The sequence below is a fragment of the Paenibacillus sp. FSL H7-689 genome (assembly GCF_000517905.1).
In the GTDB taxonomy this organism is placed as follows: domain Bacteria; phylum Bacillota; class Bacilli; order Paenibacillales; family Paenibacillaceae; genus Paenibacillus; species Paenibacillus amylolyticus.
In genome coordinates, this window is record NZ_ASPU01000002.1 from 315705 (window position 1) to 341306 (window position 25602).

Below are 25602 nucleotides of genomic sequence, written 5' to 3' on the forward strand. Positions count from 1 at the left end.
ATGAGTTTGGACAGCCCAATCCTCATTGTTGCAACCCGCAATGCGGGTAAAGTCCGTGAATTCGCTCATGCTTTCGCACCACTTGGCAAAGAGGTTAAGAGTATGTTTGACTATCCGGAGCTGCCGGATGTCGTAGAAGATGGCGTAACGTTTGCGGAGAATGCCTGGAAGAAAGCCAAAGCGGTTGGTGATGCGCTTGGTTTGCCGGTTCTGGCAGATGATTCAGGTTTATGTGTAGACCTGTTGGATGGTGAGCCGGGAGTATATTCAGCGAGATATGCAGGCGAAGGAGCAACGGATGCACAGAATAATGCGAAGTTGCTGGAGACACTGGAATCGTTGAAATCCGGTGAGGACACCGAGCAGCCGCTACTAAGTCCGGCTCGTTTCGTTTGTGCGCTGGTCCTGTACGATCCGACAACAGGTGATAAGTATGAATCAGAAGGCACTGCGGAAGGCTGGATTACGGCTCAAGCTGCAGGTGCTGGTGGTTTTGGATATGACCCACTCTTCTATGTACCTGAATACGAGCTGACGATGGCAGAGCTGACGCTTGAGCAAAAGCAAGCGATTAGCCACCGTGGTCACGCGCTGAGAGCGCTTGTATCCAGACTTGAAGGCTGAGACTAAACGAAACATCTTGATTTAACTTCATGATATGTGAACATCAAAGCGTTAATGGAAGGACAGAAGCATTCCGATGGGATGCTTCATCCGCCATTAACGCTTTTTCTATGAATTGAAGTGTTGATCGGGTTTAGTGAAGGTCCATCCATATACCTAATTGAAGATAGCTATTTCTGCGACTATACATCGGAACGTACGTTCTTGTACCTACATGAGAAATGGTTTACATTGCACGATTGGGAATCTCATTGGGACTGGAGTTGGAAGAAGTTGCAAGCCTTGTGTGGTATGGGTTAACATTCAAACTAACGAATCACATATGAACCTTAAACGGAGGGATCTACTCATGCAAGAAGTGAAGCTTGTTGTATCTTACGATGATTATGAGGACGGCATTCGTATGGAAAAGTTAATTAAGGAACTGGCAGCTAAACCGGAGGCTAGCTCATTGGAAAGTCTGGTCATCGGAGATTGGGGACAGGCTTATGAAAATTCGCCTGACGAGTTCATAGGTACGCTTGTCGAGTCTGCTCCAAGCTTTCCGTCATTGAAGAAACTGTTTATTGGAGATATGGGATTCGAAGAATGTGAAGTATCGTGGATTATCCAGACAAATCTCACACCACTGTTAGGTGCCTTTCCAGAATTAAAATCATTCTCTGTAATGGGCAGTAGCGGCCTCAGTCTGGAACCACTCCAGCATGCCAAGCTTGAAGAATTGATTATTATTTGTGGTGGTCTCCCGAAAGAAGTGTTATCTTCAATCACCCATGCCAAGTTGCCTGAATTGCGTAAACTGGAACTGTACCTGGGTGTGGATAATTATGGTTTCAATGGATCACTTGAAGATGTGCTTCCTTTGCTAGAAAAAGGATTGTTTCCAAAGCTGGTTTACTTGGGTCTGAAAGACAGTGAAATTCAGGATGAGATTGCCAAAGTAGCAGCTGAAGCACCTATTCTGGATCAACTTGAAGTACTGGATCTATCGCAAGGAACGTTGTCCGATGAAGGGGCTGAGGCGTTGCTTGCCAGTGACAAGATCAAGAAACTGAAACATCTTGATCTAAGTTACCATTACATGACCAATGAAATGATCAGTCGATGGAACCGATCGGGTATATCTGTAGACGTTAGCGACCAGCAACAGAGTGATGAGGATGACTGGCGCTATCCATCGTTAACGGAATAGTCGATGTCAGGTGTAAAGGAAATGAATGAGAGTTTGCATCAACCAATAGATGTACCTGATCTAACGCAAGATCAGCCCTTTTTATTGATCGGAAACCCTGATAACCGACGAACACAAGGGCTGCAAGAGGCTAGGCATAGATTGGGTTTGAAACCTGCGGTTGTACTGCCATATGCTCAATTGCTGCAGAATTGGAGACACGGACGAACCATCGCTGATACAGTAGATTTCAATCTGCCTGTACCCCTGATTCGGATTGATGCTCCTGGTGAGGATTGGGACGTGGAGCGTGAACTACTGTTCCTTGGAGCTATGAATGATTCGTCAACATTAACGGCTGGGATGGGTACAGAAGCATTTTCCGCAGAACAGGCACTTGCGCTGGAACAGGAGTGGGGAAGAATCTACGCTCCCGCCCAGTGGTTTCGTGGCTGGAAAGCATGTTTGGATCGAATCGGCCGTGAGTCTCGGGAGATATGGTCTGAAGTCCGATTCATGAATGATCCCGCCGATATCCAATTGATGTTTGACAAGAGAACTTGTCAGCAACATCTATCTTCACATGGAGTTGATGTACCTCCGGCGCTGCAATTTTCGCAGCCAATCCGCGATTATATGGACCTGCGTAGCTCAATGAAGTCTGCCGAGATGCATCGTGTGTTTGTGAAGCTTGCGTACGGCTCCGGGGCTTCAGGAGTTGTTGCCTATCAAGTCAATCCCCGAACGGGTGATGAAATTGCTGTAACAACGATGGGAATGGAACAGTCGCGGGGCAAGACGATTTTCTTCAATGAAGGACGTCTACGCAAGTATACCCGCAGTGAAGAGATTGCTACGCTGATGAACTGGTTATGTGTAGAAGGTGCACAGATTGAACGATGGATGCCCAAAGCCACGCTTGATCAGCGGGCCTATGATATTCGCCAACTGGTTGCAGGTGGACAGGCAGGTCATGCGATTATGCGGCTGAGCCGTACCCCGATTACCAATCTGCATCTGCGCAATGAGCGTATGCTGCCTGCTGAAGCAGGCCTGGATGAACAGCGGATGTCGCTGGTACGGTTGGCAGCGCAAGCAGCCATGTCTGCATTTCCCAACTCGTGGTCAGCCGGGATTGATGTGATGCTTACTAGTGGTTCGAATCCGCGTGCCTATGTGCTGGATGTGAATCCATTTGGAGATCTGTTATACAGGGTTGAGCATCATGGCCTCGGAACCTATGAGTGGGAAATGGAACTTTTACGAAAGGAGCCTATTCAACATGCCTGATATGAACACCATTGTGGGCTCCCATGATCTGTTAATGATTACGCTGGATACGCTACGCTATGACGTAGCCAAGCTGGAAGAGGAGAATTGTCCTAATCTGTGTGGTTCGGGTCCGTGGGAGAAGCGTCATACCCCAGGCAGTTTTACATATGCGGCACACCATGCTTTTTTTGGTGGTTTTATGCCGACTCCTGCCAATACAGATAAGGCATCTCATGTAAGGCTATTTCATTCCCGAAATACTGGGCTCAAAACACATCCGCACACCTGGCTGTTTGATACACCGGATATCGTATCTGGGTTCGCGGCTGAAGGTTACCGTACCATCTGTATTGGCGGCGTCATCTTTTTTACGAAAAAAAACCCGCTTGCGAAAGTATTGCCTGGCTATTTCCAACACAGCTACTGGAGAATGAACTTTGGGGTAACCAACCCCAAATCGACAGAGCATCAGGTACAGCATGCATTAAAGCTACTTGAACAGACAGCGCCGGATGAAAAGATATTTATGTTTTTGAACGTGTCTGCCATTCATGGACCCAATCGTTACTTTGTAGAAGGAGCGAAGGAGGACTCGGTGGAGACTCAACGTGCTGCACTTCGATATGTAGATGAGGCTCTTGGACCATTGTTCGAGGCGATGAGGAAACGCGCCCGGCCTGCGTATTGCCTGGCTTTTTCCGATCATGGTACAGCTTACGGTGAAGACGGGTATCAAGGACACCGGCTTGCGCATGATGTCGTCTGGACGGTGCCTTACCGTGAATTTTTAGTATAGAATGTATTGATCTTATGAGGACAACAACCGGAGACAGGAGGAAACCGATGGAGAAACATATACAACATACAACAACAGGCCATTCCACACAGTCCGGATCCAATATAGCTACAAGTCTCAGTGAAGTACTGGCGTTCCCTTATCGTTCTTACTTATACTCGTACCCACACAAGACCGCCTATCGGGAGCTTGATCCACCACTGCCACTAGGGCCACTGTGGGAACGAGAGAATACCGATACGTATTTTTTATATATGCATATTCCCTTTTGTGCTGCTCGTTGCGGATTCTGTAATCTGTTCACACTGCCGGATCGACGGGATGATACGCATGAACGCTATGTAGATGCGCTGGAACGTCAGGCGAAGCAGTGGGCACCCATTACATCTCGAAGACCGTATTCGCGGTTTGCGATTGGTGGGGGAACGCCTACATTATTAAATGAGGTTCAGTTGAATCGTCTGTTTGATATTGCTGAACATGTGATGGGGCTGGACCCTGCGCAAGCATCGATTTCGGTGGAAACGTCGCCGGATACCGTTACGGAAGCCAAGCTGGCCATCATGAAGGAACGAAGTGTGGATCGTGTCAGTATGGGTATCCAGAGTTTTATTGAAGCTGAAGCATCTGCCATCTATCGTCCACAAAAACCGCAGGAGGTCGAACGAGCACTTGAGAAGCTTACTCGTTATGATTTCCCATTGTTGAATCTGGATCTGATCTATGGTCTGCCAGGACAAACGGTTGAATCGTGGATCTATTCACTGGAACGAGTGTTGGCTTACGAGCCGGGCGAAATCTTTATCTATCCCTTGTATACACGGGAAAATACAATCGTGAAGCCTGATGATATTCGCCGTCAGGGACCTGACATTCGGATGGAGCTGTATAAAGCTGCACGTGAGACTTTAAAAAGTAAAGGTTATGTGCAATATTCGATGCGCAGATTTGCCAAAGAACAGTCGTCCTCCAAAGTGCTTCTGCCTTATAGTTGTCAGGAGGAGGGCATGGTTGGTCTGGGATGTGGCGCACGCTCTTATACAAGTGAAGTACATTATGCTTCCAAGTATGGCGTGAGTTACAAGGCGACGCAGAGCATCATTGCCGACTACGTGGCGACCGAGCGCTACGATGTGGCGGACTATGGCATCGTGTTAAGCCGTGAGGAACAGAGACGTCGCTTTATTCTGAAAGCCTTGCTGCATCGGGAGGGATTGACACTGTCTGACTACCAACAGCGCTTTGGTACCGATGTGATGTCCGACTATGTCTGGTTGGCAGAACTGTTGACAGAGGGCATGGCGGAGTTGGAGAGCGATGAGGGCAAGCAGGTGCTGCGTCTGACAGAAGAAGGACTGGGCTACTCCGATGCGATTGGAGATTGGCTTATATCTGCCGAAATCCGTGAACAGATGGAAGGGTTTGTTTTCTCATGAGAGCGACTTTGTATTATCGGGGGAAGTTGTCTTCCTGTAATTACGACTGTCCATACTGCCCGTTTAGCAAAACCGTGGATTCCAAAGAGACGTTGGAGGTGGATGAACAACAATTGCGTCAATTTGTGATTTGGGTCAGGGAGCAAGAGAGTGCCGGGCATCAATTTTCGATTTTCTTTAATCCCTATGGTGAAGCTTTGGTGCGTCGGTGGTACAGGGAAGCGATGGTTGAGCTGTCACATATGCCACATGTGGATAAAGTTGCAATTCAAACCAACCTGTCCGTCAAACTGGATTGGGCGAGGGAGTTGGATGCGAATAAAGCGGCCTTTTGGGCGACGTATCATCCTCGTGAGACAAAAGAGGCTTCTTTTGTAAAACAATGTCTGACCTTGCGTCAGATGGGACTTGCTTTTAGTGTCGGTACTGTCGGACTCCGTAGTGCTTTCCCCGCAATTGAGTCCATGAGACAGGCTTTGCCGGATGATGTGTATATGTGGGTTAATGCCTTCAAAGATCGGCCCAAGTATTACACGCCGGAAGAGATTCAGTTTTTACGTGGGCTTGATCCGCTTTTTGAAGGTAATCTGCAGGATTATGAGAGCTTGGGCAAACGATGTGCTGCCGGTTCGGAAGTATTTTATGTACAGGGGTCCGGGCATGTGAAGAGATGTTACAAGGATCGACGAATCATTGGACATCTATATCGCGATGGTTTGCAGGCTTTGTCTGAGGATCGGCCTTGCCGCATGAAAAAATGTGGCTGTTACATCGGTTATATCCATATGGAGGATTCCCCGTTCAGAGAAACGTTTGGCAGCGGGCTGCTTGAACGAAATCCGGTATTGATTCGTTGACCGGCATTTCATATTTAGCTATTCCACTGGGGAGCTGGAATAGGTTTATTCGTTCTAGACCACATATCAGCGTAACTTCAAACGCATCTTTTAGTATAGGCAGGATCAGACCTTTGGTTTGGACTTGCCTTCTGGAAGATGTTTTTTTGTTTTACCGGACTAGAGTTAGTGTTTGTGTTCTTTATTAAAAGGGCCTTGACAATTTTGAAAAATAATATTTTTAAGTTTATGATTCAAATTTTATATTTTATGGGTTAGTATGAATAGGAAAAAAGACCCTGTTATGAATAGTATTTGTACATATAATCGCGAATTATATTTTTAATTGGGTCTAAAGTCTCAAATTGATTGAAAGGAGGGTGGATGTTGGAAGTATCATGCACGTTATCTGAACTTTCGGGGGAGTACACATGAAAAAAATCTCAATTAGCCGTAAATTACTTATGGGTTTCTCATCTGTGCTGTTATTATTGGTGGCTATAACGGTTATAACATATACGCAGTTTATAGCCGTTGAGAAAACGTATACAGAATTAATTAATGATAGAACAAGCAAACTATTACTCATTAAAAATATGTCGATTGATCTTAAATCACAGCAGATTGCTTTGAGAAATTATATTCTGGAAGACAGTGCGGAGAACGAACAGGCATTTAATAAAGCTTATGAAGATTACATAGCATTAAATGAAGAATTAAAATCAACAGTTTCAAGTTCAAAGATGAAAGATTACCTTTCACGATCAGATGAAGCGATGAGCCAATATTATGAACTTGCGCAGCAGATTATGACATTGACAAGACAGGGGAATAACAGTGAAATCTCAAGATTACTGAAGGATACAGCCCCAAGTCTGATCTCTGAATTTGAAGGCATTGTGGAAGGTATGGAAACGCATCAACAAGATGCCATGAACTCAGGCGTTGTGGAGGCTAATCTTCAGATTGTGCAGGTCCTTAGGTGGATTGCAATTATTGGAGTGGCTTCTCTTCTAATCGGGGCACTTGTGGCGTATGTCATTGGCAGAATGATCTCCTTGCCTGTTGCTGCTATTGCCCAATCCGCGAGCCGGATTGCAGACGGAGATCTGACTGGTGAGCCTATTGTGGTCCGTAACAAGGATGAGATTGGTGATCTCGCCCAAGCCTTTAACATCATGTCTGCAAATTTGCGTACACTCATTCATCAGGTAGGAGACAGTGCAGAACGGGTAGCTGCCTCTTCAGAGGAGTTGACGGCAAGCACCGAACAGACAGCAACCGCCACAGAGCAAGTGGCCATCACAATGGGTGAGATTGCAACAGGTATGGATACACAGGTTCGAATGGCGAGTGATGGATTCCAGACGATGAATGAGTTAACGACAGGCTTTCAACAAGTTACGGAGAACACACTCCATATGTCTGAAGAAGCTACCAAAGTCTCCGTAAAAACAATATCGGGTAGCGAGTCAGTTCAGTCTGCGATAGGTCAAATGAATTCTATACAAGGGACGGTGTCGAATCTGTCGGTCGTGATCCAGGAACTGAGCAGACACTCTCAGGATATTGTGAAAATGGTGGACAGCATCTCGGAAATATCGGCACAGACGAATCTCCTATCCCTTAATGCTGCTATTGAGGCTGCACGAGCTGGCGAACAGGGAAGAGGGTTTCAGGTTGTTGCTACAGAGGTTCGGAAGCTGTCTGAGCAGTCTGCGCTTTCTGCTAATCAAATTGTTCCATTGGTGGCATCGATTGAGAAGGGAATGCGAAATGCTGCTGAATCTATGGTGGTTGTATCCGCAGAGGTTCAAGAGGGGATTACACTTGTTCACCAGGCGGGAGCCACATTTGATGAAATTCGTGAGGCGGTTGGGGGCGTAGCGGGGCAAACACAGGAAGTCTCTGCTTCAATTGAGCAAATGTCAACAGGGGTAGAACAGATTAATAGGTCTATGAAAACAATCATGGAAGTGACCGAAACGGGGGCCGCTGGAACAGAAGAAGTGAGTGCATCTTCAGAGGAGCAGTTGTCTGCGATGCAGGAGATTGCTTCCGCAGCCAATGATCTCTCCTTGATGGCAGAACAGTTGCAACAGACCGTCAGTCGTTTCAAAGTGCAATAAATCAACTGAGTGGAATGTGGATGAAGAACGAGCGCATACGTACAGAGATTCTTATAAAAAAGTAATAAAAGGGTGTCCAAACACAGTAGTTACTGTTTGGGCACCCTTAAATAATTCATCATGTTGAATCAATGCATAACATGATCTTAACGAATAGCGACTTTATATGTCCGCAACCAGGTATTGATCTGAGTCAGATAAGCAAATAACTGGGGACCCGACATTAACTGTCCAAACCAGGGGAGATTGGAAGCTGCATCTGGTGAAGACGCAAGATTCCGGATCTGAGTTTTGTCGATCAAAGGCAAAATCGGCGAAGTGGGATCATCCAGGATATCAAGTACCTGCTGTTTGACCGCGGCCAGATATTGCGGATTATGTGTTTTCGGATACGGACTCTTTTTGCGATATAACACATCGTCAGGCAGGACACCTTCGAGTGCTTTACGCAGAATACCTTTTTCCCGTCCGCCCGTTATTTTCATTTCCCAAGGGATGTTAAACACATACTGGATCAGACGATGGTCACAGTAAGGTACCCGCACTTCCAGTCCTGCCCCCATGCTCATCCGGTCTTTGCGATCCAGAAGTGTAGGCATGAAACGTGTAATATTCAGGTAGGACATCACCCGCATTTGTGCTGCTTTACCTGTTTCCCCCTCCAACAGAGGCACTTCAGCCACTGCATCCGAATAGCGGTCTGCCAAATAATCGAGTGGCCGAATCCATTCCCGAATATCCGGGGATAACAACGCTGCTCGCATATCAGGTGCTACAGACCACGGAAACGTACCGGAGTTCAGCATATCTTCTCGATGGAACCAGGGGTAACCGCCAAACACTTCATCCGCTGCTTCGCCTGAAATGGCAACGGTGGCCCCTTTTTTGATTTCTTTACAGAACAAATAGAGCGAGGAGTCTACATCTGCCATACCTGGCAGATCCCTGACTAACATGGCCTGTGTCAGTGCATGAATCAGTTCTCCGTTCTCAATCTCAATCCAGTGATGGTCGGTCTTGAGTTCATCCACCATTCGCTTAATCCAGGGTCCATCTGCACCCGGCTGAAAGGAATGCGCCTGGAAATGCTTGGCGTTATCCACATAATCGACAGAATACGTACTGATTTGGCCTTGCCCGGTTCGCTTGTAATAATCAACGGCTAATGCAGACAAGGCACTGGAGTCCAGTCCTCCTGATAAAAGAGAGCATACTGGAACATCCGAAGCCAACTGGCGCTCCAGTGTATCTTGCAAGAGAGAGCGTACCTCTGCTGCCGTCTCTTCCAGGTTATGTTCGTGGTTCTGGCTTTCCAGTTTCCAGTAGGCATAGGTTCGGATGCCGTTTCGGTTATAGATCAGCGCGTGCGCAGGCTTGAGTTCGCTTAGTGAAGAGTATACGCCGTGTCCTGGTGTCCGTGCAGGCCCTACGATAAACACTTCGGCCAATCCTTCCGGGCCAACAGCGGCTTCCACGTCCGGGTGAATGAGCAGAGCTTTGGGCTCAGAACCAAATACGAGAGTGTCTTTGTTATTACTGTAGAACAGAGGTTTCACGCCAAGGCGATCTCGTGCGATAAAAACCTGTTCGCGTCCCCCATCCCATATGGCAAAAGCAAAAATACCGTTAAACCGGTCAACACATGCCGGTCCCCACTCAATATAAGAGGCGAGCAACACTTCCGTATCACATTGCGTGCGGAACTGATGCCCCCGCTGGAGCAATTCCTTTTTCAACTCGGGTGCATTGTATAGTTCTCCGTTATACACGACGGTATAGGAGGTATCTCCCTGTAACGCATGCATGGGCTGTGCGCCGTTCTCGGGGTCCATTACACTAAGACGCCGATGTCCAAAGGCACAAGGATTGGAGATCCATGTACCTGAAGCGTCGGGCCCCCGGTTCGACAAGCTATCCGTCATACGGACCAGCAGCTCTGATTCCTGGGTCAAATCCCGATTCCACTGTATGAAGCCGGTAATACCGCACATGGTTTGTTCATCCTTTCTTGGTCGAGTCATTCATCCGTATGGCTGCTTAGTTACTGGCAACCAGCAAATGTTGTCTTTTCGTCAGAGGTCGTAACAAATATATGCCGAAAGCAGGCATAAAATGTCTGTCCTCTTCGGAAACTAGTTCTAGGGACAACGGCCTCAACATGCCTGTGAAGGAGAGAACATGCAATGGACAGTATGAAGTATTATGTGTCTGTCATGGGCCGCTCCGTTATTCCGGATCCGTCGGTAACATCATATGAATGGATCATTCAGGCAACGCCGCAGGAAGCGGAGCAATTACTGGGACTGCTGAGCCTCATGCAGGAAAAGGAGGAAGAGGCCTTTCCTGGCATGGTATTCCCATGGCCAGATACACCGGAGGAGTCCGTAAACCGAGCTTATGAAACGGTATTACAACAGGTGTATCGAGAGATTTACCGATTGGGCACACCAGAGACACGATACCAGATTGAACAAAGTACATGATAAGCACAAAGGAAAAGGAGCGCGATGACGAATGTATGCCATTCAAGATGCCAAAATACGCAGATTAACCGAGGTGGATGGATTGTCTTGTGCAGAGGTTGAAGTGCAGCCTGGAAATGCCGGAGATCCATCGTTACTTGTATACGTGGCTTCAACACAGCCCGGAAATTCGCTGGAAGTTGTTCGGATTGTACGCAATCACTCCGATTCGGCGATCGACTGGTATAACAATAATATGCATACTGCGTTTGAAGAGGCGACAGATACCGCATTTGAGAACAGCGAAGGTATGACAGTAGAAGAAGATAAAGCTCGGTTTCAAAGTGAGTTGTTTTCCTTTGGTTTGCTTGGTCCAACACTTCAGCGTTATCTGATCGGGCAGGCTTAACAGGTAACGCTCCAGCAACACATGTGGCGATAGTGGGATAGAGTTCGATGTTGAGCTATATGTAGATGTGACCTGTTGCTGTTGCTGGTTGCTCTGACTGTATCTGTAACTGGAAAACCCCGCCGTTGTTGAACGGCGGGTTTTGTTATGCGATGGTCAGATCAGGTGGAGATGTGATCAAGCATACTCGCGCAGCACTTGAATCCCTTTAACCACATTGTACACAAAGCTTAATCCGTAAATCACAAAGAATAGAATGACAAACCCAACGGCGGAACCCAGACTATGCGCAGTCACGAAGAAATAAAATAACGGAATGGCAGCGAGAAAGGGGAATACATGTGAGAATAAGGCGCGTTTTGCATGTCCCTCAATGTAATCATCCTTGGCAACAATCCATATAATGATCGGAAACAGGAACGGGGCAAAGAAAATACTGAAATAGGATAGGGCTGATAAAAGCTGTCTCATGACGATTCTCTCCTTCAATGGATCATTGAAATGTATGTATGCAAAAGATTACCCAGCAATTCTGACATTGAAAATGTCTGATGTTAATCTTACTCTAATGTCCCAATCTCCTCAATATAACCTGGTTCAAGCTATCATATTCTCAAAGGGACTGGAGTATGAGAATAGCACGGAAAAGTACATGTTTGAACCCGCATTTAAGTATAATTATTAATTTTTTTATAAAACTATTGAAAAATATAGAAATCAGAGTATAATAAGAACCGCGCCGAAAATTTATTATACATATTTGTCTCAGTAGCTCAGCTGGATAGAGCAACGCCCTTCTAAGGCGTCGGTCGGGGGTTCGAATCCCTCCTGGGACGTAAAAAAGAAGAAGCTTCCTTCGGGAAGCTTCTTCTTTTTCGTTCAAGGGAAGAGAACCCCAGTGCAGTGGTTCGTCGAAGCATCCGCTTCGTTAGCACTTTTATTGGTTATACCTATAAACAATATAGAATTTATATATTTAAATAATAAACAATTCTATGCCACAATGAGGATATCAATAACGAAAGCGACGGTGGTATTCATGAAATCGTTAAATCAATGGCAACCAGATGAGTATGACAACAAACTGGCTTTTGTGTCCGGATACGGCAAAAACCTGATCTCTTGGCTTCAACCCCAAAAAGGGGAATACATTCTTGATCTGGGTTGCGGGACGGGGGATTTGACGCATGAAATTTCTCTGGCCGAAGCTGAAGTTATTGGCATGGATGCATCGACGGACATGATTCGCCGTGCGAGGAAGAAATTCCCTGAACTTGAGTTCGTGGAAGGAGACGGTCATCAGTTTGAGACGAATAGACTGTATGATGCCGTCTTCTCCAATGCAGCCCTGCACTGGATGCGAAGCCCGCGATTAGTGGTGGATAGTATATGGAAATCTTTGAAGCCCGGAGGGCGTTTTGTCGCAGAGTTTGGTGGTAAAGGGAACGTGCAGACCATTGTGAATGCATTAGAGCAGGTTATGGAGCGAAACACGGGCATTCGTGCATCGGAACGCAACCCTTGGTACTTTCCTTCGATCGGAGAATATAGCCATATTTTAGAGCAACGTGGATTTGTGGTGCGACAGGCCTATCACTACGACCGTCCTACGAGACTAGCAGATGGTGAGCAGGGTATAGTAGGCTGGTTGGCTCATTTTGGAGGGGACTATTTTGAGAGTCTCAGTCATGAAGAGATACAACAAATATGCCATGAAACCAGTCAGATCGTGATGTCTCACCTTTGGAAAGATGATGCGATGTATGCCGATTACAAGCGCCTGCGTATTGAAGCCGTGAAGCCAGAATAAAGTAAAATTTCGCGATATGTAGCAATTTTATCGATGTTAAACGAATTCCGGTATTCTTTGTATACTAACCACGCTTCCCCTATACACCAAGAGCCTCTTTCGGATAAAGAGGCTCTTGGTCTTTTTTTTGATGCATTATTTTAAAAATGAAATATTCAAACGACAAATAATTACAAATGGATATTTTTATCATACTCAAGACCCATATAAGTAATTTCTATATCATATTTGTAAGTATTTAGAAGGAAAATGTGGTATTTTGATAGAATAATTTACCAAGGGTCAATCTTCTTGCAGATAGGTGTTGAAATTGGAGTGTGTATTGCAGTACGCACAAACAGCAGGAACCCATCATTTGGTGACGTATTCACATTTAAAAGGAGGGGCAAAGCCTTGAGTAAACGATTGATATCCACGTTATTAAGTGTTCTGATGGTCTTTTCCATTATTCTCCCCGCGGCTGGAGCCGCTCCCGCAGATTCAGTTATTCAGCTTGACAACTTACCCAGTACAGCCGAAGCCAAACAATGGAGAGAGATTCTTGCAGGACGGGAAGCAAAAATTGCCGCAGATCCATTTTTGGATAAAAGCTTGGAAGGTCTGGGTGGAGAGAACACCCGAGTGATCGTTGAGCTTTCCAATAAACCTGTTGCAGTAGCGCAAGGTGAATCAACCCTCTCCGGAAAATCTTTTACCTCCTCTATGGAAACAAAGGCTGTGACTCAAGTTGAGCAACAACAACAGTCATTTGTACATAGCCTCACTCAGAAGAAAATCAAACATGAAGTATTGGAAGAATATGCATATGCCCTTAATGGTGTAGCGATTGAGCTTAAAGGAAACCAGGTGGGACAATTGCTTCAAATACCTGGCGTGGTCAGCGTATATCCAGACCTTGAAGTTACAATAGCGCCCGAGACAGATGAAGTGAACCCGTACATGAAAGACACAGCTCCTTTTATTGGTGCACCTGAAGTATGGGATCTGGGTTACAAAGGAAATGGCATTAAAGTCGGCGTCATTGATACTGGGATTGACTATGAACATCCTAATTTGCAGGAAGCTTACAAAGGCGGATGGGACTTTGTTGGAAACGACAATGATCCGTATGAAACAACATATCAAGAATGGAAAGGATCGGGCGAGCCTGAGCTTAACGAGCTTGGAAGCCCCTATTACACATCTCACGGTACGCACGTAGCGGGTACCGTTGCTGCTCGCGAAGCAGGGGACTACGGTATTGTTGGTGTGGCTCCTGAAGCAGATATCTATGCTTACCGTGTACTTGGACCGTATGGTAGTGGTCAAACCTCATGGGTACTAGGTGGAATTGATCGTTCTGTTCAAGATGGCATGGACGTAATCAATCTCTCGTTAGGTAACGCCGCCAACGACCCGAGTTATATCACTTCGGTTGCCCTGAATAATGCGATGTTGTCTGGTGTGACAGCGGTTGTGGCAAGTGGTAACAGTGGACCTAACCGTTATACACTCGGTTCTCCGGGTGCGTCTGCAATGGCCATTACGGTAGGTAACTCTACAGGACCTAGCCAGCTGATTACAGCCGATACTCACTTCTGGATTGGTGAGGAAGGCGAAGAGGCACAACCTGAACAACAACCGGTGCCAAAGGTTGAACAATCTCCTGAACTGGGGACGGCACCTGGAACAGAAGCACCAGAAGTTTCAGAGCAAGTTGTACCCGCAATTGCTGATGAGGAAAGTGCAGCAGCTGTGGAGGACACAGTTTCTAATGAAGCTGAAGTTCCGAATGTAGGAGAAGCTACAACGGAAGAAAATACTCCATCTGCATCACCTTCTGCACCCGTTGAAGCTTCTCCTGAAGCTGCCCCTGTGGAAGAAGAGTCTGTAATTGCTCCGACTGAAGCTCCACTGGCTATTACAGAGTCGGTTTACCGTCTGGATCTGATGGGATGGAGCCTGTCGGCAGACCCTGAAACTGTTTTGACAGGGAAATATGAGCTTGAATATGCAGCACTGGGTAAGCCAACTGATTTTGAAGGTAAGGATTTTACAGGTAAAGTGGCATTAATACAGCGTGGTGAAATCGCATTTGTAGAGAAAATCGCCAATGCTAAAGCAGCCGGAGCCTTGGCTGTTATTGTATATAACAACATTCCCGGTCCAATCGGTGTAAGTCTGGGCGATAACTTTGAACTTATTCCAACACTGAGCATGTCCAAGGAAGATGGAGATGTGATCAAGGCTGAGCTGGACGCAGGGCAAGCCGTTGAAGTGAGCTTTAGTGATTTTGAACGTTCCCAAACTCCGGGCGATGAAATGAGTTCATCCAGTTCACGTGGACCTGCAAAGGTAACACTGGACATCAAACCGGATATTGTTGCACCAGGTACAAGCATTTTGTCTACGATTCCTGCCTACGGCAAGGATGAGCCAGACGCAGATTACGCACAAGCTTATGATCGTAAATCAGGTACAAGTATGGCTACACCTCATGTAGCAGGTTTGATTGCGCTTCTGATCGAGAAGCATCCGGAATGGACACCATTTGATATCAAAGTTGCACTGATGAACAATAGTAAGGTGCTGGATACAACCAAGTTTGATGTATTTGATCAAGGTGCTGGCCGTATTCAGGCTGTTAATACCATTGATCCTGCGGCTTTTGTCAAAGTGCTTGATGTAACTCAATACACAGAAAGTGGATCTGTTGTTGAAAAGGAGAATATCACCGGAAGTATCAACTACGGTAATTTCCTGAGTACAGATGAAAAGACGATTACCAAAACGGTTAAAGTTGAAGCGCTGAATGGTAGTGGCGGGGATTACACCGTAAATGTGAATCCAACTCGTAATGTGGCTGGTGTATCCGTTGCCGTAGACAAGAGTTCCTTCACACTGAATGGTGAGGAAGAACTTGCAGTAACAATCTCCGTTCCGCGTGGGGTTACTACGACTACAGAAGCACAAGGATACATTGAGTTCTCGAATGGAACCAATACTTTTACTGTGCCATATGTTGCTCATTTCAACGTTACGTTGAGTGGAGTTAAGTATATTGAAACCGTAAAAGGGACTGAGAAAAATCCATTCCACTATCCATTGAAGGCTGATGGTACGTTGGATACGCTGAATGTTGCGATGGAATTCTATAATCCGATGACATTTGCCCTGATTGAGATCTATGATGGTCTTAATCCGGAAGGTGGATATTATCAAGATGGTTATATCGGCTCCATCTTTGGTAACTATTTTAACTTCAATGCCAATGCAAGATACAACCTTGCTTGGGACGGCTCATATGCAGATTACACAACCGATGAAGTGACTGAGATTCCGGATGGTTTATATACCGTAGACATCACTACTATTGGTACGGACGGCAAAACCTATAAGGAAGACACTTCGCCATTTTTGGTGAAAAAGACAGCTCCGGCTGTAACTGCACCAGAAGCGTTGGAGTTCAAAGAGGATGAGTCTGCTGTCCTTAACGGTAGCGTGGAAGACTTGTACTTCCGTGTAGCTCCTGCGCTTGCCAGCGGATGGGACATCACGTTTGATCCGGCCGCTTCTCTGGAAGCAACGTATGTTGTGAAAAAAGAGGATGGATCGGTTTATAAAGAAGGAGTCTTTGAAGTACAAGCTGATGGTACCTTCAACCTTCCTTTGGAGGGAATTGAAGCAGGCGAGTATGCTGTTGAACTTGCCGTAAAAGACCAACAGGGGCTTTCGGGCACAGCCAATACGGCACTGAAATTGGAAGCCGTGGAGACCGAACCTGAAACTCCGGCAACCAAGGCCCCAGGTACGCCTGTATTGTCTCACAATAACTGGGTAGGCAACGGCTTACCAGAGGGCGCGTATATCGTTACAATGAACCTGTGGTGGGGCGAGAACGCAACTAGCTACAAGTTATATGAGGACGGGGTTTTGGTAGATACGCAGAAGTTGACTTACAACGCGCCTTGGGCGCAGTTTGCTCAGACGAAGATCACGGGCAAAGCCAATGGCACGTATACGTACGTGGCTGAGCTGACCAACGACAAGGGAACAACGCGTAGTCAGACGTTGACTGTTCGGGTTACCAACGCAACGCCAGGCAAAGCGGTTATTTCTCACGATAACTGGGATGGCGATGGCCATTATAAGGTGACCATGAACCTATGGTGGGGGACCAACGCTACAGAGTATCGTCTCTATGAAAATGATAAGTTGATCGATACGCAAGAACTCCGTTCGGCTACACCTTATGCACAAAGTGCTGTGACTACACTGTCCGGGAAAACATCGGGCACGTATACGTATCGGGCAGAGTTAATTAACGCAGGCGGTGTTACCAGCACAGACACGATTAAGGTAAAAGTGAAGTAAGTTCATTCCTCATTGAAATTGATTAAAATGGATTCAATTAATGAAGGAATTGTTCTATGCATAAACGGCCTCCATCCTGATTTGCAGGATGGAGGCCGTTTTGTTTTTTTATAAATGAATTGTATGACTAACCGATCATTCTATTTTTGCTGGCCTGAATCCCTGCGATTAACAAAGCGATGGCCAGAATGACCTGTATTAGCAACGGCAGGGTCCATCCTTTTGTCCAGTCATGAAGCATACCGAACAGTAAAGGTCCAACTGCCGCTAGCATATATCCGAAGGACTGGGCCATACCGGACAGGCTGGCAGCTTGTCTGGCATCTTTTGTGCGAAGGACGAAGAACATTGTTACCATGCCAAATGAAGCTCCAGCACCTATTCCTGCCAACGTGACACCAATGGTAACGAGCGAAGCGATGCCACTTAACAATAAAGCATACCCGACAATTAAAGAAGAGCACGTTATCGCGGTTAGAACACGCTGATCTCGCGTTCGGCCGGCGAGGATTGGAACGATAAAGGTAGCTGGTACACTAACCATCTGCATCAGGGAGAGCATCCACCCTGCTGAGGTGGGGCTGAATCCTTGCTCAGCAAGAATTTCGGGAAGCCAGGTAATCGTTGTATAGAATATTAGAGATTGCAGACCCATAAATAAAGTAATGAACCAGGCCAGGGAAGAGGTCCGTAGACGTACAGGTGTCCCTTCACTCTGTGTGGCTATGAATAACATTCGCTGACGTCCTGCGGCGATCTGGGGGAGCCACAAGAGAAGCGCCAATATGGACAACAAGGCCCACATGCCTAACGAAGCGCGCCAACCCATAGATGTGGCTCCTGCTACGGGCACACTCACACCTGAGGCGATGGCGCCAAATATATTCATGGATACAGAGTATAATCCGGTGACGATACCTACCCGCAATGGGAAATCACGTTTGATCAAACTTGGCAAAAGCACGTTGCTTAATGCAATGCCGCACCCCAAAATTGCGGTTCCTGCATATAAGGAGAGAACGGAAGGCAACAAGCGTAATGCCACCCCAATGGTTACAATCATAACAGCCAATAGCAGAGCAGATTCGAGTCCTAACCGCTTGGCAAGACGTGGTGCAAAAGGAGAGACTGCTGCAAAGGCGAGCAAAGGAAGTGAGGTCAGAAGCCCGACCATTGTATGGCCGATACCTGTATCTGAGCGGATCATCTCCACAACGGGACCCGTTGCAGTGATCGGTGACCTCATGGTAGCGGCGATGACGATAATGCCTGCTAATAACAGGCCGAATCTTTTTGATGTCGAAGAATGTTCTTCCTCGGTATGGATAGATGAGTGTTGCTGTATTGAAGATGACATTGATAAAATCTCCTGTTTCCTAAGAAGTTAATATGTATGGATTGTTACATTACCCACTGGGTAAGCATAACATTCTATGTCAATATTGAGCAATGAAATGAAAAAACACCCAATCGACAATGGGTGCCTTGATTAACCTGTGAACTCTAACGAATCCACGAGGTCTTATAATGGGAAAATCGCTATTTTCAAATTCTAACGAACCTCAGCGACGTTAAGCAGGCTATGAAGTGCGAATAACTGGGTTAATACCCCAGAATGGTGAAATAAGCTCTCTAAGATTCGTTAGAGTTCCACAATGCTGAATTGGGAGCAAATAAAGTGTCCTATGTTCGTTAGAACATCGATACTTCAACGTGTTGCTTATAGAATGAGCAAATGCGGACGCTCCAATGCAGCGACATAGAGCATGTAACGAAGCGAATGCTCCGACGAACCATTGGGGTTCTCATCCCCAGACGCAAAAAAACTTCCCGAAGGAAGCTTCTTTTAATACGTCCCAGGAGGGATACTCCTTGCAGTCGAGACTGCGAAGTGGTGCTAACGAAGCGAATGCTCCGACGAACTGTTGGGGTTCTCATCCCCTGAACGCAAAAAAAGCTTCCCTAAGGAAGCTTCTTTTTATACGTCCCAGGAGGGATTCGAACCCCCGACCGACGCCTTAGAAGGGCGTTGCTCTATCCAGCTGAGCTACTGAGACATGAATTTTTTCAAGCAAAATTGATTTTATCATATGCATACAGGAATATCAAGCGTTTTATTTTGAATTATTTTTCGTATATGATATTTAGCGGCAGTAACGTTTTTTTCATTATATTTAAGGTTATGTTAGAATATCAGGAGAACTCAGAAAATAGATCAACAATCGTTTTAATATATACATCTATTTATGTTGATTCCGACTGGAGATTCAGGATATAGAGGAGGTGCTCCCATTAAGGAATCCACGACCCCGGAAACCGAGCATAACAACAATATTGTGCTGTTTCCTAAGACGCTGGACTATTACCAGATTCAATTGACAGTTATGCTTGAAAATGAACGGTATGGTGAAGCGATGAAATTGCTTCACTTTTTGCTGCAATGTCAGGGACAGGAAGAGCGCCATTATGATGAATGGCGGGCTCTGCTCGAATGGCTTCAGGCTGCGTTTCCTCAATATGAAGAAACCTCGCCTGCCGTTCTTGAAGAACGAGAAGAGGAAGAAGAGATTAGTGAGGAAGACATGGCACGGCAACATGCCCGAATGAAGCTTGAACAGGATGATGGTTATGCAGATAAGATGCTTCGCACAGTAATGGAGGAGCCGCTGTCTGAACAGACGATGCTGGCTTTGGAGCAGCTGGCCTATCTTGATCTACCGAAGATTGACGAGGCACTTACGAGTTGGTTAAAAGATAAGTCGCTTCACCCTCTGCTTCAATTTCGGGTGTTGCAAACCTTGCGTCGACGAGGTGTTCAAGGTATGATCCTGTTTACGAGAGGCGAAGAGCAGGTTGAAGTCGAGATCGACACCGTGCCTCTTAGACCAGAGGAATTCCCGCTCCAAATCGTTCAGATTCTGGAACGAGTGGCAGATCAGACGGAGGTTCATGAACCTACGCTCTTTTATTTTGCCCAGGAACTGTGGATACAATATGTCATGGCGGTGTATGGAACCCGTGATTATGTATCGATGCTGGAAGAAAATGATTCCATGACAGATATATGGGCAGCAGCTCTACATATGACCGTTGCAGACAGTCTGGGTGGTTCGCATGATGAGGAAAATACCCGCTCAATGTATGCTGTGACAGGCGCGATGCGCTTTCGACTGGAACAGGCTTATCGTTCCATGAAACAGTTTGTATCTGCCGGTTTGGATGGTTAATCGAGGCCGGAAACGTTTTCCTTAAACTGTATCAAGGGATTCCCCTTGAAAAAGAATCTAATCTTGTTTATACTAAAATGGTTATTTTGTACGTGATTGCCTACGTGAACATGTGAATTTTGGAGGGGAAAGTATACAATGAAAGCAACTTGGGAAAAGATAGAGAAGAACCTTGGGGTTCTTGAGGTTGAAGTGGATGCAGATCGTGTAACTGCAGCACTCGACAAAGCTTTTAATAAAGTGGTTAAACAAGCAAACGTACCTGGATTCCGTAAAGGTAAAGTACCACGTTCCATTTTCGAAGCACGTTTTGGTGTAGAGAGCCTTTATCAAGAAGCAATCGACATTTTGCTTCCTGAAGCTTATACAGAAGCAATCGACCAAACGGATATCTTCCCGGTTGATCGTCCTGACGTAGATGTTGAACAATTTGCTAAAGGACAAACATTCAAGTTCAAAGCAAAAGTAACTGTGAAACCTGAAGTTACTCTTGGTGAGTACAAAGGAATCGAAGTTGCTGTAGCAAAAGGCGAAGTAACTGACGCAGAAGTGACTGAAGAACTTGAGCGTCTTCAACAACGTCACGCTGAACTCGTTGTAATTGACGAAGGTTCCGCTGCTAACGGCGACGTTGCAGTAATCGACTTCGACGGTTCCGTTGATGGTGTACCTTTCGAAGGTGGACAAGCTGAGCGTTATTCCCTGGAACTGGGTTCCAACACATTCATTCCTGGATTTGAAGAACAAGTTGTGGGTCTGTCCACAGGTGACTTCAAAGACGTAGAAGTGACTTTCCCAGAGAGCTACCATGCAGCAGAACTTGCTGGCAAACAAGCGGTATTCAAAGTGAAAATTCACGAAATCAAACGCAAACAACTTCCTGCATTGGATGATGAGTTTGCTAAAGATGTTAGCGAATTCGACACACTTGAAGAGTACAAAGCTGACCTGAAAACACAATTGGAATCCCGCAAAGCTGACGAAGCCAAAGCTGCACAAGAAAATGCAGTTGTAGAAAAAGTGGCTGAAAACGCTGAAGTGGACATTCCTGCTGCAATGGTTGAGAGCGAAGTACAAAACATGATGCGTGATTTCGACAACCGTCTGCGTAACCAAGGTATGAACCTTGAAATGTTCCTGAGCTTCTCTGGCCAGACTCAAGCTGACCTGAGAGGGCAAATGCAAGAAGATGCTTCCAAACGTGTTCGCAACAACCTGGTGCTTGAAGCTGTAGGTAAAGCGGAAAACATTGAAGTATCTGATGAAGAAGTGAATCAAGAACTCGAGAAAATGGCTGAATCTTACAAGCGTCCTGCTGATGAGATCCGTGGCATCCTCGAAGGTAATGGTTCCTTGGACAGCCTTCGCGATGAAGTTAAACTGCGTAAAACGATTGACGTTCTCCTTGAGAACAGCACAGTTGTTGAACCGGTTGAAGCTCCAGCTGAAGAAGTTGTTGCAGAAGCTGACGAAAAATAAGACAAGCTGTTATCAACTTGTCAGTTGAATAAACGATAAGGCACGTGAATTATTGCGTGCCTTATTTTTAAATTATGACATCCATTTTATAGAAAATGAAGTAATTATATGGATGAACACTAATTTTATTGATCCGCGTACACTTTTTACATACCTATGTACTTCATGCAAATAAAAAATGGCAAGACGGCATAGGATGGCTTCAATTTGCACATACATAGAAAACATGGTTAAATATGATCAGGCTAAAAAAGTAAACAAATTGATGTCTCACCCCTCTTGTGAAAAATGACATTGTCACAGGAAAGTGTTAGAATGAATTTGGGTTTGCTTTACAGGTGGCCTATGTCTAATTACATGTAGAAAAGAGGTTGGTCTCATGAGTCTGGTGCCAATGGTTATAGAACAAACCAATCGAGGCGAGCGGTCTTACGATATATATTCACGTTTGCTGAAAGATCGCATTATCTTTCTAACCAGTGCGATTGATGACGATGTAGCCAATCTTGTCATAGCACAGCTTTTGTTTTTGGCAGCCGACGATCCTGAGAAGGATATCAGCTTGTACATTAACTCACCTGGTGGTTCTGTCACCGCAGGGATGGGTATATACGATACGATGCAATTTATCAAGCCGGATGTATCTACCATTTGCGTAGGGATGGCAGCAAGCATGGGCTCGTTATTGCTGACAGCCGGTGCACCTGGCAAGAGATATGCGCTGACAAATAGCGAAGTAATGATTCATCAGCCGCTTGGCGGCATTCAAGGACAGGCTGCGGATATTAAGATACACGCAGAATGGATTATTAAAACACGTCAGAAACTGAATCAAATATACGTCGATCGTACGGGTCAGCCTCTTGAGAAAATTGAGCGGGATACCGACCGTGACTTCTTCATGAGCGCTGAAGAAGCTAAGACGTACGGCATTATTGACCAGGTGCTCAGTAGACCGATCAATTCCTAAAGGGGTGGTTTCATGTTTAAATTTAACGATGAGAAAGGGCAGTTGAAATGCTCTTTTTGCGGTAAATCTCAGGAGCAGGTACGCAAGTTGGTCGCTGGACCAGGCGTGTACATCTGTGATGAATGTATCGAACTTTGCACCGAAATCGTTGAGGAAGAACTTGGTCATGATGAAGAAGTGGACCTGAAAGATATTCCGAAACCAAAAGAAATTCGTAATATTCTGGATCAATATGTTATTGGACAGGAACAAGCGAAAAAATCATTGTCTGTTGCGGTGTATAATCACTACAAACGGATCAACACACAAAGCAAAATTGAAGACGTTGAATTGTCAAAGAGTAACATTTTGCTGTTAGGGCCAACAGGTTCTGGTAAAACGTTGCTTGCGCAAACGATGGCAAAAATTTTGAATGTTCCTTTTGCTATTGCGGATGCTACGTCATTAACAGAAGCGGGTTATGTGGGTGAGGATGTAGAGAACATCCTGCTCAAACTGATTCAAGCTGCTGATTATGATGTGGAAAAAGCAGAGCGTGGCATTATTTATATCGATGAGATTGATAAAGTAGCGCGTAAATCCGAAAACCCATCCATTACTCGTGATGTATCGGGCGAAGGTGTGCAACAGGCTCTCTTGAAAATTCTTGAAGGAACTGTGGCTTCTGTACCACCACAAGGTGGTCGTAAACACCCTCATCAAGAATTCATTCAGATCGATACAACAAACATCCTGTTCATTTGCGGCGGTGCCTTTGATGGTCTGGAGCAAATGATCAAACGCCGGATCGGTAAAAAAGTCATTGGCTTTAATACCGTTTCTGAGCAAAAAGATCTGAAACCAGGTGAATACCTGGGTATGGTATTGCCGGAAGATTTGCTGAAATTTGGTCTGATTCCGGAATTTGTAGGCCGTCTGCCAGTTATCTCCACTTTGGAGCCGCTGGATGAAGATACGCTGGTACGGATTCTTTCCGAACCAAAAAACGCGCTTACCAAACAGTACCAAAAACTGCTTGAGCTGGATAATGTGAATCTGGTCTTTGAACCAGCTGCATTGCTTGCGATTGCAAAAGAAGCAATTAAACGTAACACAGGTGCACGTGGATTGCGTGCCATCATTGAAGGTATCATGCTGGAAATCATGTATGAAGTGCCTTCACGTGAAGATGTTACGAACTGTGTCATTACCGAGGAAGTTGTTGAGAAAAGAGTCGTGCCTGAACTAAGCCAATCGAAGGACGATAAGCAGGAAGAGAGCGCCTAATAAAGGCCTGAATCCCGTTGAACTCTGAAATATAGACTTGTCAGTTCTCCACTTTGGCAGAAGGCGAATTCATGTCTCTGTCAGGGTGGAGCTTTGACGTTGTGGGGAGAGAAATCACTCATGTATTTAAGACAGGATACACGTCCCGTGAAAGTGGGAAACGTAACGATCGGTGGCAGTAACGAAGTCATTATCCAAAGTATGTGTACAACCAAAACGGCAGACGTTGAAGCAACGGTTGCAGAGATTCTGCGACTGGAAGAAGCGGGCTGTCAAGTGGTACGTGTAACGGTGAATAATGAGGAAGCTGCCGCAGCCATCAAGGAAATCAAAAAACGCATTAATATACCGCTCGTAGCGGACATTCATTTCAACTATAAGCTGGCTTTACTTGCGATTGAGAACGGCATCGATAAAGTTCGGATTAATCCAGGTAACATCGGTAAACGTGCAAAAGTGGAAGAAGTGGTTAAGGCTTGTAAAGACCGCGGCATTCCGATTCGGATTGGAGTAAATGCGGGTTCTTTGGAAAACCATCTCCTTGAGAAGTATGGGTATCCTACGGCAGATGCTATGGTAGAAAGTGCATTGTATCACATTGGTATTTTGGAAGAGCTTGATTTCCATGATATCATCGTGTCTCTCAAAGCATCGGATGTGCCGATGGCAATTGAGGCGTATACCAAAGCAGCTCAAATCATTCCGTATCCGTTGCATCTCGGGATTACCGAAGCAGGTACACTGTTCTCCGGTACAATCAAAAGCTCCGCAGGTATGGGAGCTCTATTGTCCATGGGTATTGGTTCAACGATGCGGATCTCACTGAGTGCGGACCCGGTAGAAGAAATTAAGGTCGCTCGTGATCTGCTCAAAACATTTGGACTGATTACAAATGCAGCCACATTGATCTCCTGCCCAACGTGTGGACGTTTGGACATCGACCTGTTCTCCATTGCCAACGAAGTGGAAGAGTATATCTCCAAACTGAAGGTGCCGATTAAAGTATCGGTGTTGGGTTGTGCGGTTAATGGTCCAGGTGAGGCCAAAGAAGCGGATATCGGAATTGCCGGTGCTCGTGGAGAAGGTCTCTTGTTCCGTCATGGTAAGATGATTCGTAAAGTGCCTGAAGAAATCATGGTTGAGGAATTAAAAAAAGAGATCGACAAAATCGTTGAAGCCTACGAAGAGACAGGTGTTATTCCTGGTCGTTCGCACTGATTGATTCATATCTTGTTACAGCAAAAGCTCGCCAGCGATGGCGGGCTTTTTATTTTCTCGCATACAAATTCCGCATCGCCCGTTTACGTCGCGTTGAAAAGGCTATACTACCAAGTATTAGCATGATCTCATATGAGAATAGCG

Annotated in this window: 19 protein-coding genes and 2 tRNA genes; 17 read left to right on the forward strand and 4 right to left on the reverse strand. The window is 45.8% G+C overall.

The features are described 5' to 3' along the window. The 7 genes from C170_RS01350 to C170_RS01380 all read left to right on the forward strand — a co-directional run bounded on the left by C170_RS01350 (window position 1) and on the right by C170_RS01380 (window position 8264). Complete coding sequence (locus C170_RS01350; RefSeq protein ID WP_036605875.1) at window positions 1-624, forward strand: XTP/dITP diphosphatase; 624 nt, start codon at window positions 1-3, stop codon at window positions 622-624. Between the two features lie 349 nt (window positions 625-973). Further along, window positions 974-1816, forward strand: a complete 843-nt coding sequence (locus C170_RS01355; RefSeq protein ID WP_036605876.1) for an STM4015 family protein — start codon at window positions 974-976, stop codon at window positions 1814-1816. A gap of 21 nt (window positions 1817-1837) precedes the next feature. After that, a complete protein-coding gene (locus tag C170_RS01360; protein WP_200868482.1) occupies window positions 1838-3085 on the forward strand; it encodes an STM4014 family protein in 1248 nt (415 codons plus the stop codon). Then, window positions 3078-3863 carry an STM4013/SEN3800 family hydrolase gene (locus C170_RS01365; protein ID WP_036605877.1) on the forward strand — a complete coding sequence of 262 codons (786 nt, stop codon included), beginning with the start codon at window positions 3078-3080 and terminating at the stop codon, window positions 3861-3863. Before C170_RS01360 ends, C170_RS01365 begins: the two co-directional genes overlap by 8 nt. 47 nt (window positions 3864-3910) lie before the next feature. Further along, window positions 3911-5299 (forward strand): STM4012 family radical SAM protein, encoded by a 1389-nt coding sequence (locus C170_RS01370; RefSeq protein WP_017692577.1) that lies wholly within the window; start codon window positions 3911-3913, stop codon window positions 5297-5299. Then, window positions 5296-6156: an STM4011 family radical SAM protein gene (locus C170_RS01375; RefSeq protein WP_036605878.1), complete on the forward strand. Its 861-nt coding sequence runs from the start codon at window positions 5296-5298 to the stop codon at window positions 6154-6156. The genes C170_RS01370 and C170_RS01375 overlap by 4 nt, the downstream gene beginning before the upstream one ends. 410 nt (window positions 6157-6566) lie before the next feature. Then, window positions 6567-8264: a methyl-accepting chemotaxis protein gene (locus C170_RS01380; RefSeq protein WP_036605879.1), complete on the forward strand. Its 1698-nt coding sequence runs from the start codon at window positions 6567-6569 to the stop codon at window positions 8262-8264. Window positions 8265-8410: 146 nt separating this feature from the next. On the opposite strand, the gene asnB is transcribed toward C170_RS01380, so the two are convergent. Continuing rightward, window positions 8411-10255: an asparagine synthase (glutamine-hydrolyzing) gene (gene asnB / locus C170_RS01385; RefSeq protein WP_036605880.1), complete on the reverse strand. Its 1845-nt coding sequence runs from the start codon at window positions 10253-10255 to the stop codon at window positions 8411-8413. 192 nt (window positions 10256-10447) lie between these two features. Here asnB and C170_RS01390 point away from each other — a divergent pair, with 192 nt between their 5' ends. Both C170_RS01390 and C170_RS01395 read left to right on the forward strand, forming a co-directional pair. After that, window positions 10448-10747, forward strand: a complete 300-nt coding sequence (locus C170_RS01390; RefSeq protein WP_017692581.1) for a hypothetical protein — start codon at window positions 10448-10450, stop codon at window positions 10745-10747. Between the two features lie 31 nt (window positions 10748-10778). Then, entirely contained in the window at window positions 10779-11135 is a 357-nt protein-coding gene (locus tag C170_RS01395; protein WP_036605881.1) for a hypothetical protein, read from the forward strand. A gap of 177 nt (window positions 11136-11312) precedes the next feature. On the opposite strand, the gene C170_RS01400 is transcribed toward C170_RS01395, so the two are convergent. Next, window positions 11313-11606, reverse strand: a complete 294-nt coding sequence (locus C170_RS01400) for a DUF4870 domain-containing protein (protein ID WP_017692583.1) — start codon at window positions 11604-11606, stop codon at window positions 11313-11315. Window positions 11607-11897: 291 nt separating this feature from the next. On the opposite strand from C170_RS01400, the gene C170_RS01410 reads away from it, so the two are divergent. The 3 genes from C170_RS01410 (at window position 11898) to C170_RS01420 (ending at window position 17298) form a co-directional block, all read left to right on the forward strand. Beyond that, window positions 11898-11971 (forward strand) — tRNA-Arg (locus C170_RS01410). Window positions 11972-12174: 203 nt separating this feature from the next. Next, window positions 12175-12945, forward strand: coding sequence for a class I SAM-dependent methyltransferase (locus C170_RS01415; protein ID WP_036605883.1), 771 nt, complete (start codon window positions 12175-12177; stop codon window positions 12943-12945). Window positions 12946-13338: 393 nt separating this feature from the next. Next, window positions 13339-17298, forward strand: coding sequence for a S8 family serine peptidase (locus C170_RS01420; RefSeq protein ID WP_051446927.1), 3960 nt, complete (start codon window positions 13339-13341; stop codon window positions 17296-17298). A gap of 127 nt (window positions 17299-17425) precedes the next feature. On the opposite strand, the gene C170_RS01425 is transcribed toward C170_RS01420, so the two are convergent. Both C170_RS01425 and C170_RS01430 read right to left on the reverse strand, forming a co-directional pair. Next, window positions 17426-18655 carry a CynX/NimT family MFS transporter gene (locus C170_RS01425; RefSeq protein ID WP_036605884.1) on the reverse strand — a complete coding sequence of 410 codons (1230 nt, stop codon included), beginning with the start codon at window positions 18653-18655 and terminating at the stop codon, window positions 17426-17428. Between the two features lie 626 nt (window positions 18656-19281). Continuing rightward, a tRNA-Arg gene (locus tag C170_RS01430) sits at window positions 19282-19355 on the reverse strand. A 234-nt stretch (window positions 19356-19589) separates the two neighbouring features. Between C170_RS01430 and C170_RS01435 the strand changes: the two genes are divergently transcribed. The 5 genes from C170_RS01435 (at window position 19590) to ispG (ending at window position 25458) form a co-directional block, all read left to right on the forward strand. Then, the gene (locus tag C170_RS01435) at window positions 19590-20525 is read left to right on the forward strand and encodes a hypothetical protein (RefSeq protein WP_174806500.1); all 936 of its coding nucleotides are present in this window, start codon (window positions 19590-19592) and stop codon (window positions 20523-20525) included. A 138-nt stretch (window positions 20526-20663) separates the two neighbouring features. Beyond that, window positions 20664-22004: a trigger factor gene (gene tig, locus C170_RS01440; RefSeq protein WP_036605885.1), complete on the forward strand. Its 1341-nt coding sequence runs from the start codon at window positions 20664-20666 to the stop codon at window positions 22002-22004. Between the two features lie 379 nt (window positions 22005-22383). Further along, on the forward strand, window positions 22384-22974 hold the full coding sequence (gene clpP, locus C170_RS01445) for an ATP-dependent Clp endopeptidase proteolytic subunit ClpP (RefSeq protein ID WP_036605886.1): 591 nt from the start codon (window positions 22384-22386) through the stop codon (window positions 22972-22974). Window positions 22975-22986: 12 nt separating this feature from the next. Further along, window positions 22987-24240 (forward strand): ATP-dependent protease ATP-binding subunit ClpX, encoded by a 1254-nt coding sequence (clpX, locus tag C170_RS01450; RefSeq protein ID WP_036605887.1) that lies wholly within the window; start codon window positions 22987-22989, stop codon window positions 24238-24240. Window positions 24241-24360: 120 nt separating this feature from the next. Further along, window positions 24361-25458, forward strand: coding sequence for a flavodoxin-dependent (E)-4-hydroxy-3-methylbut-2-enyl-diphosphate synthase (gene ispG, locus C170_RS01455; protein ID WP_017692591.1), 1098 nt, complete (start codon window positions 24361-24363; stop codon window positions 25456-25458). Window positions 25459-25602: the final 144 nt, after the last annotated feature.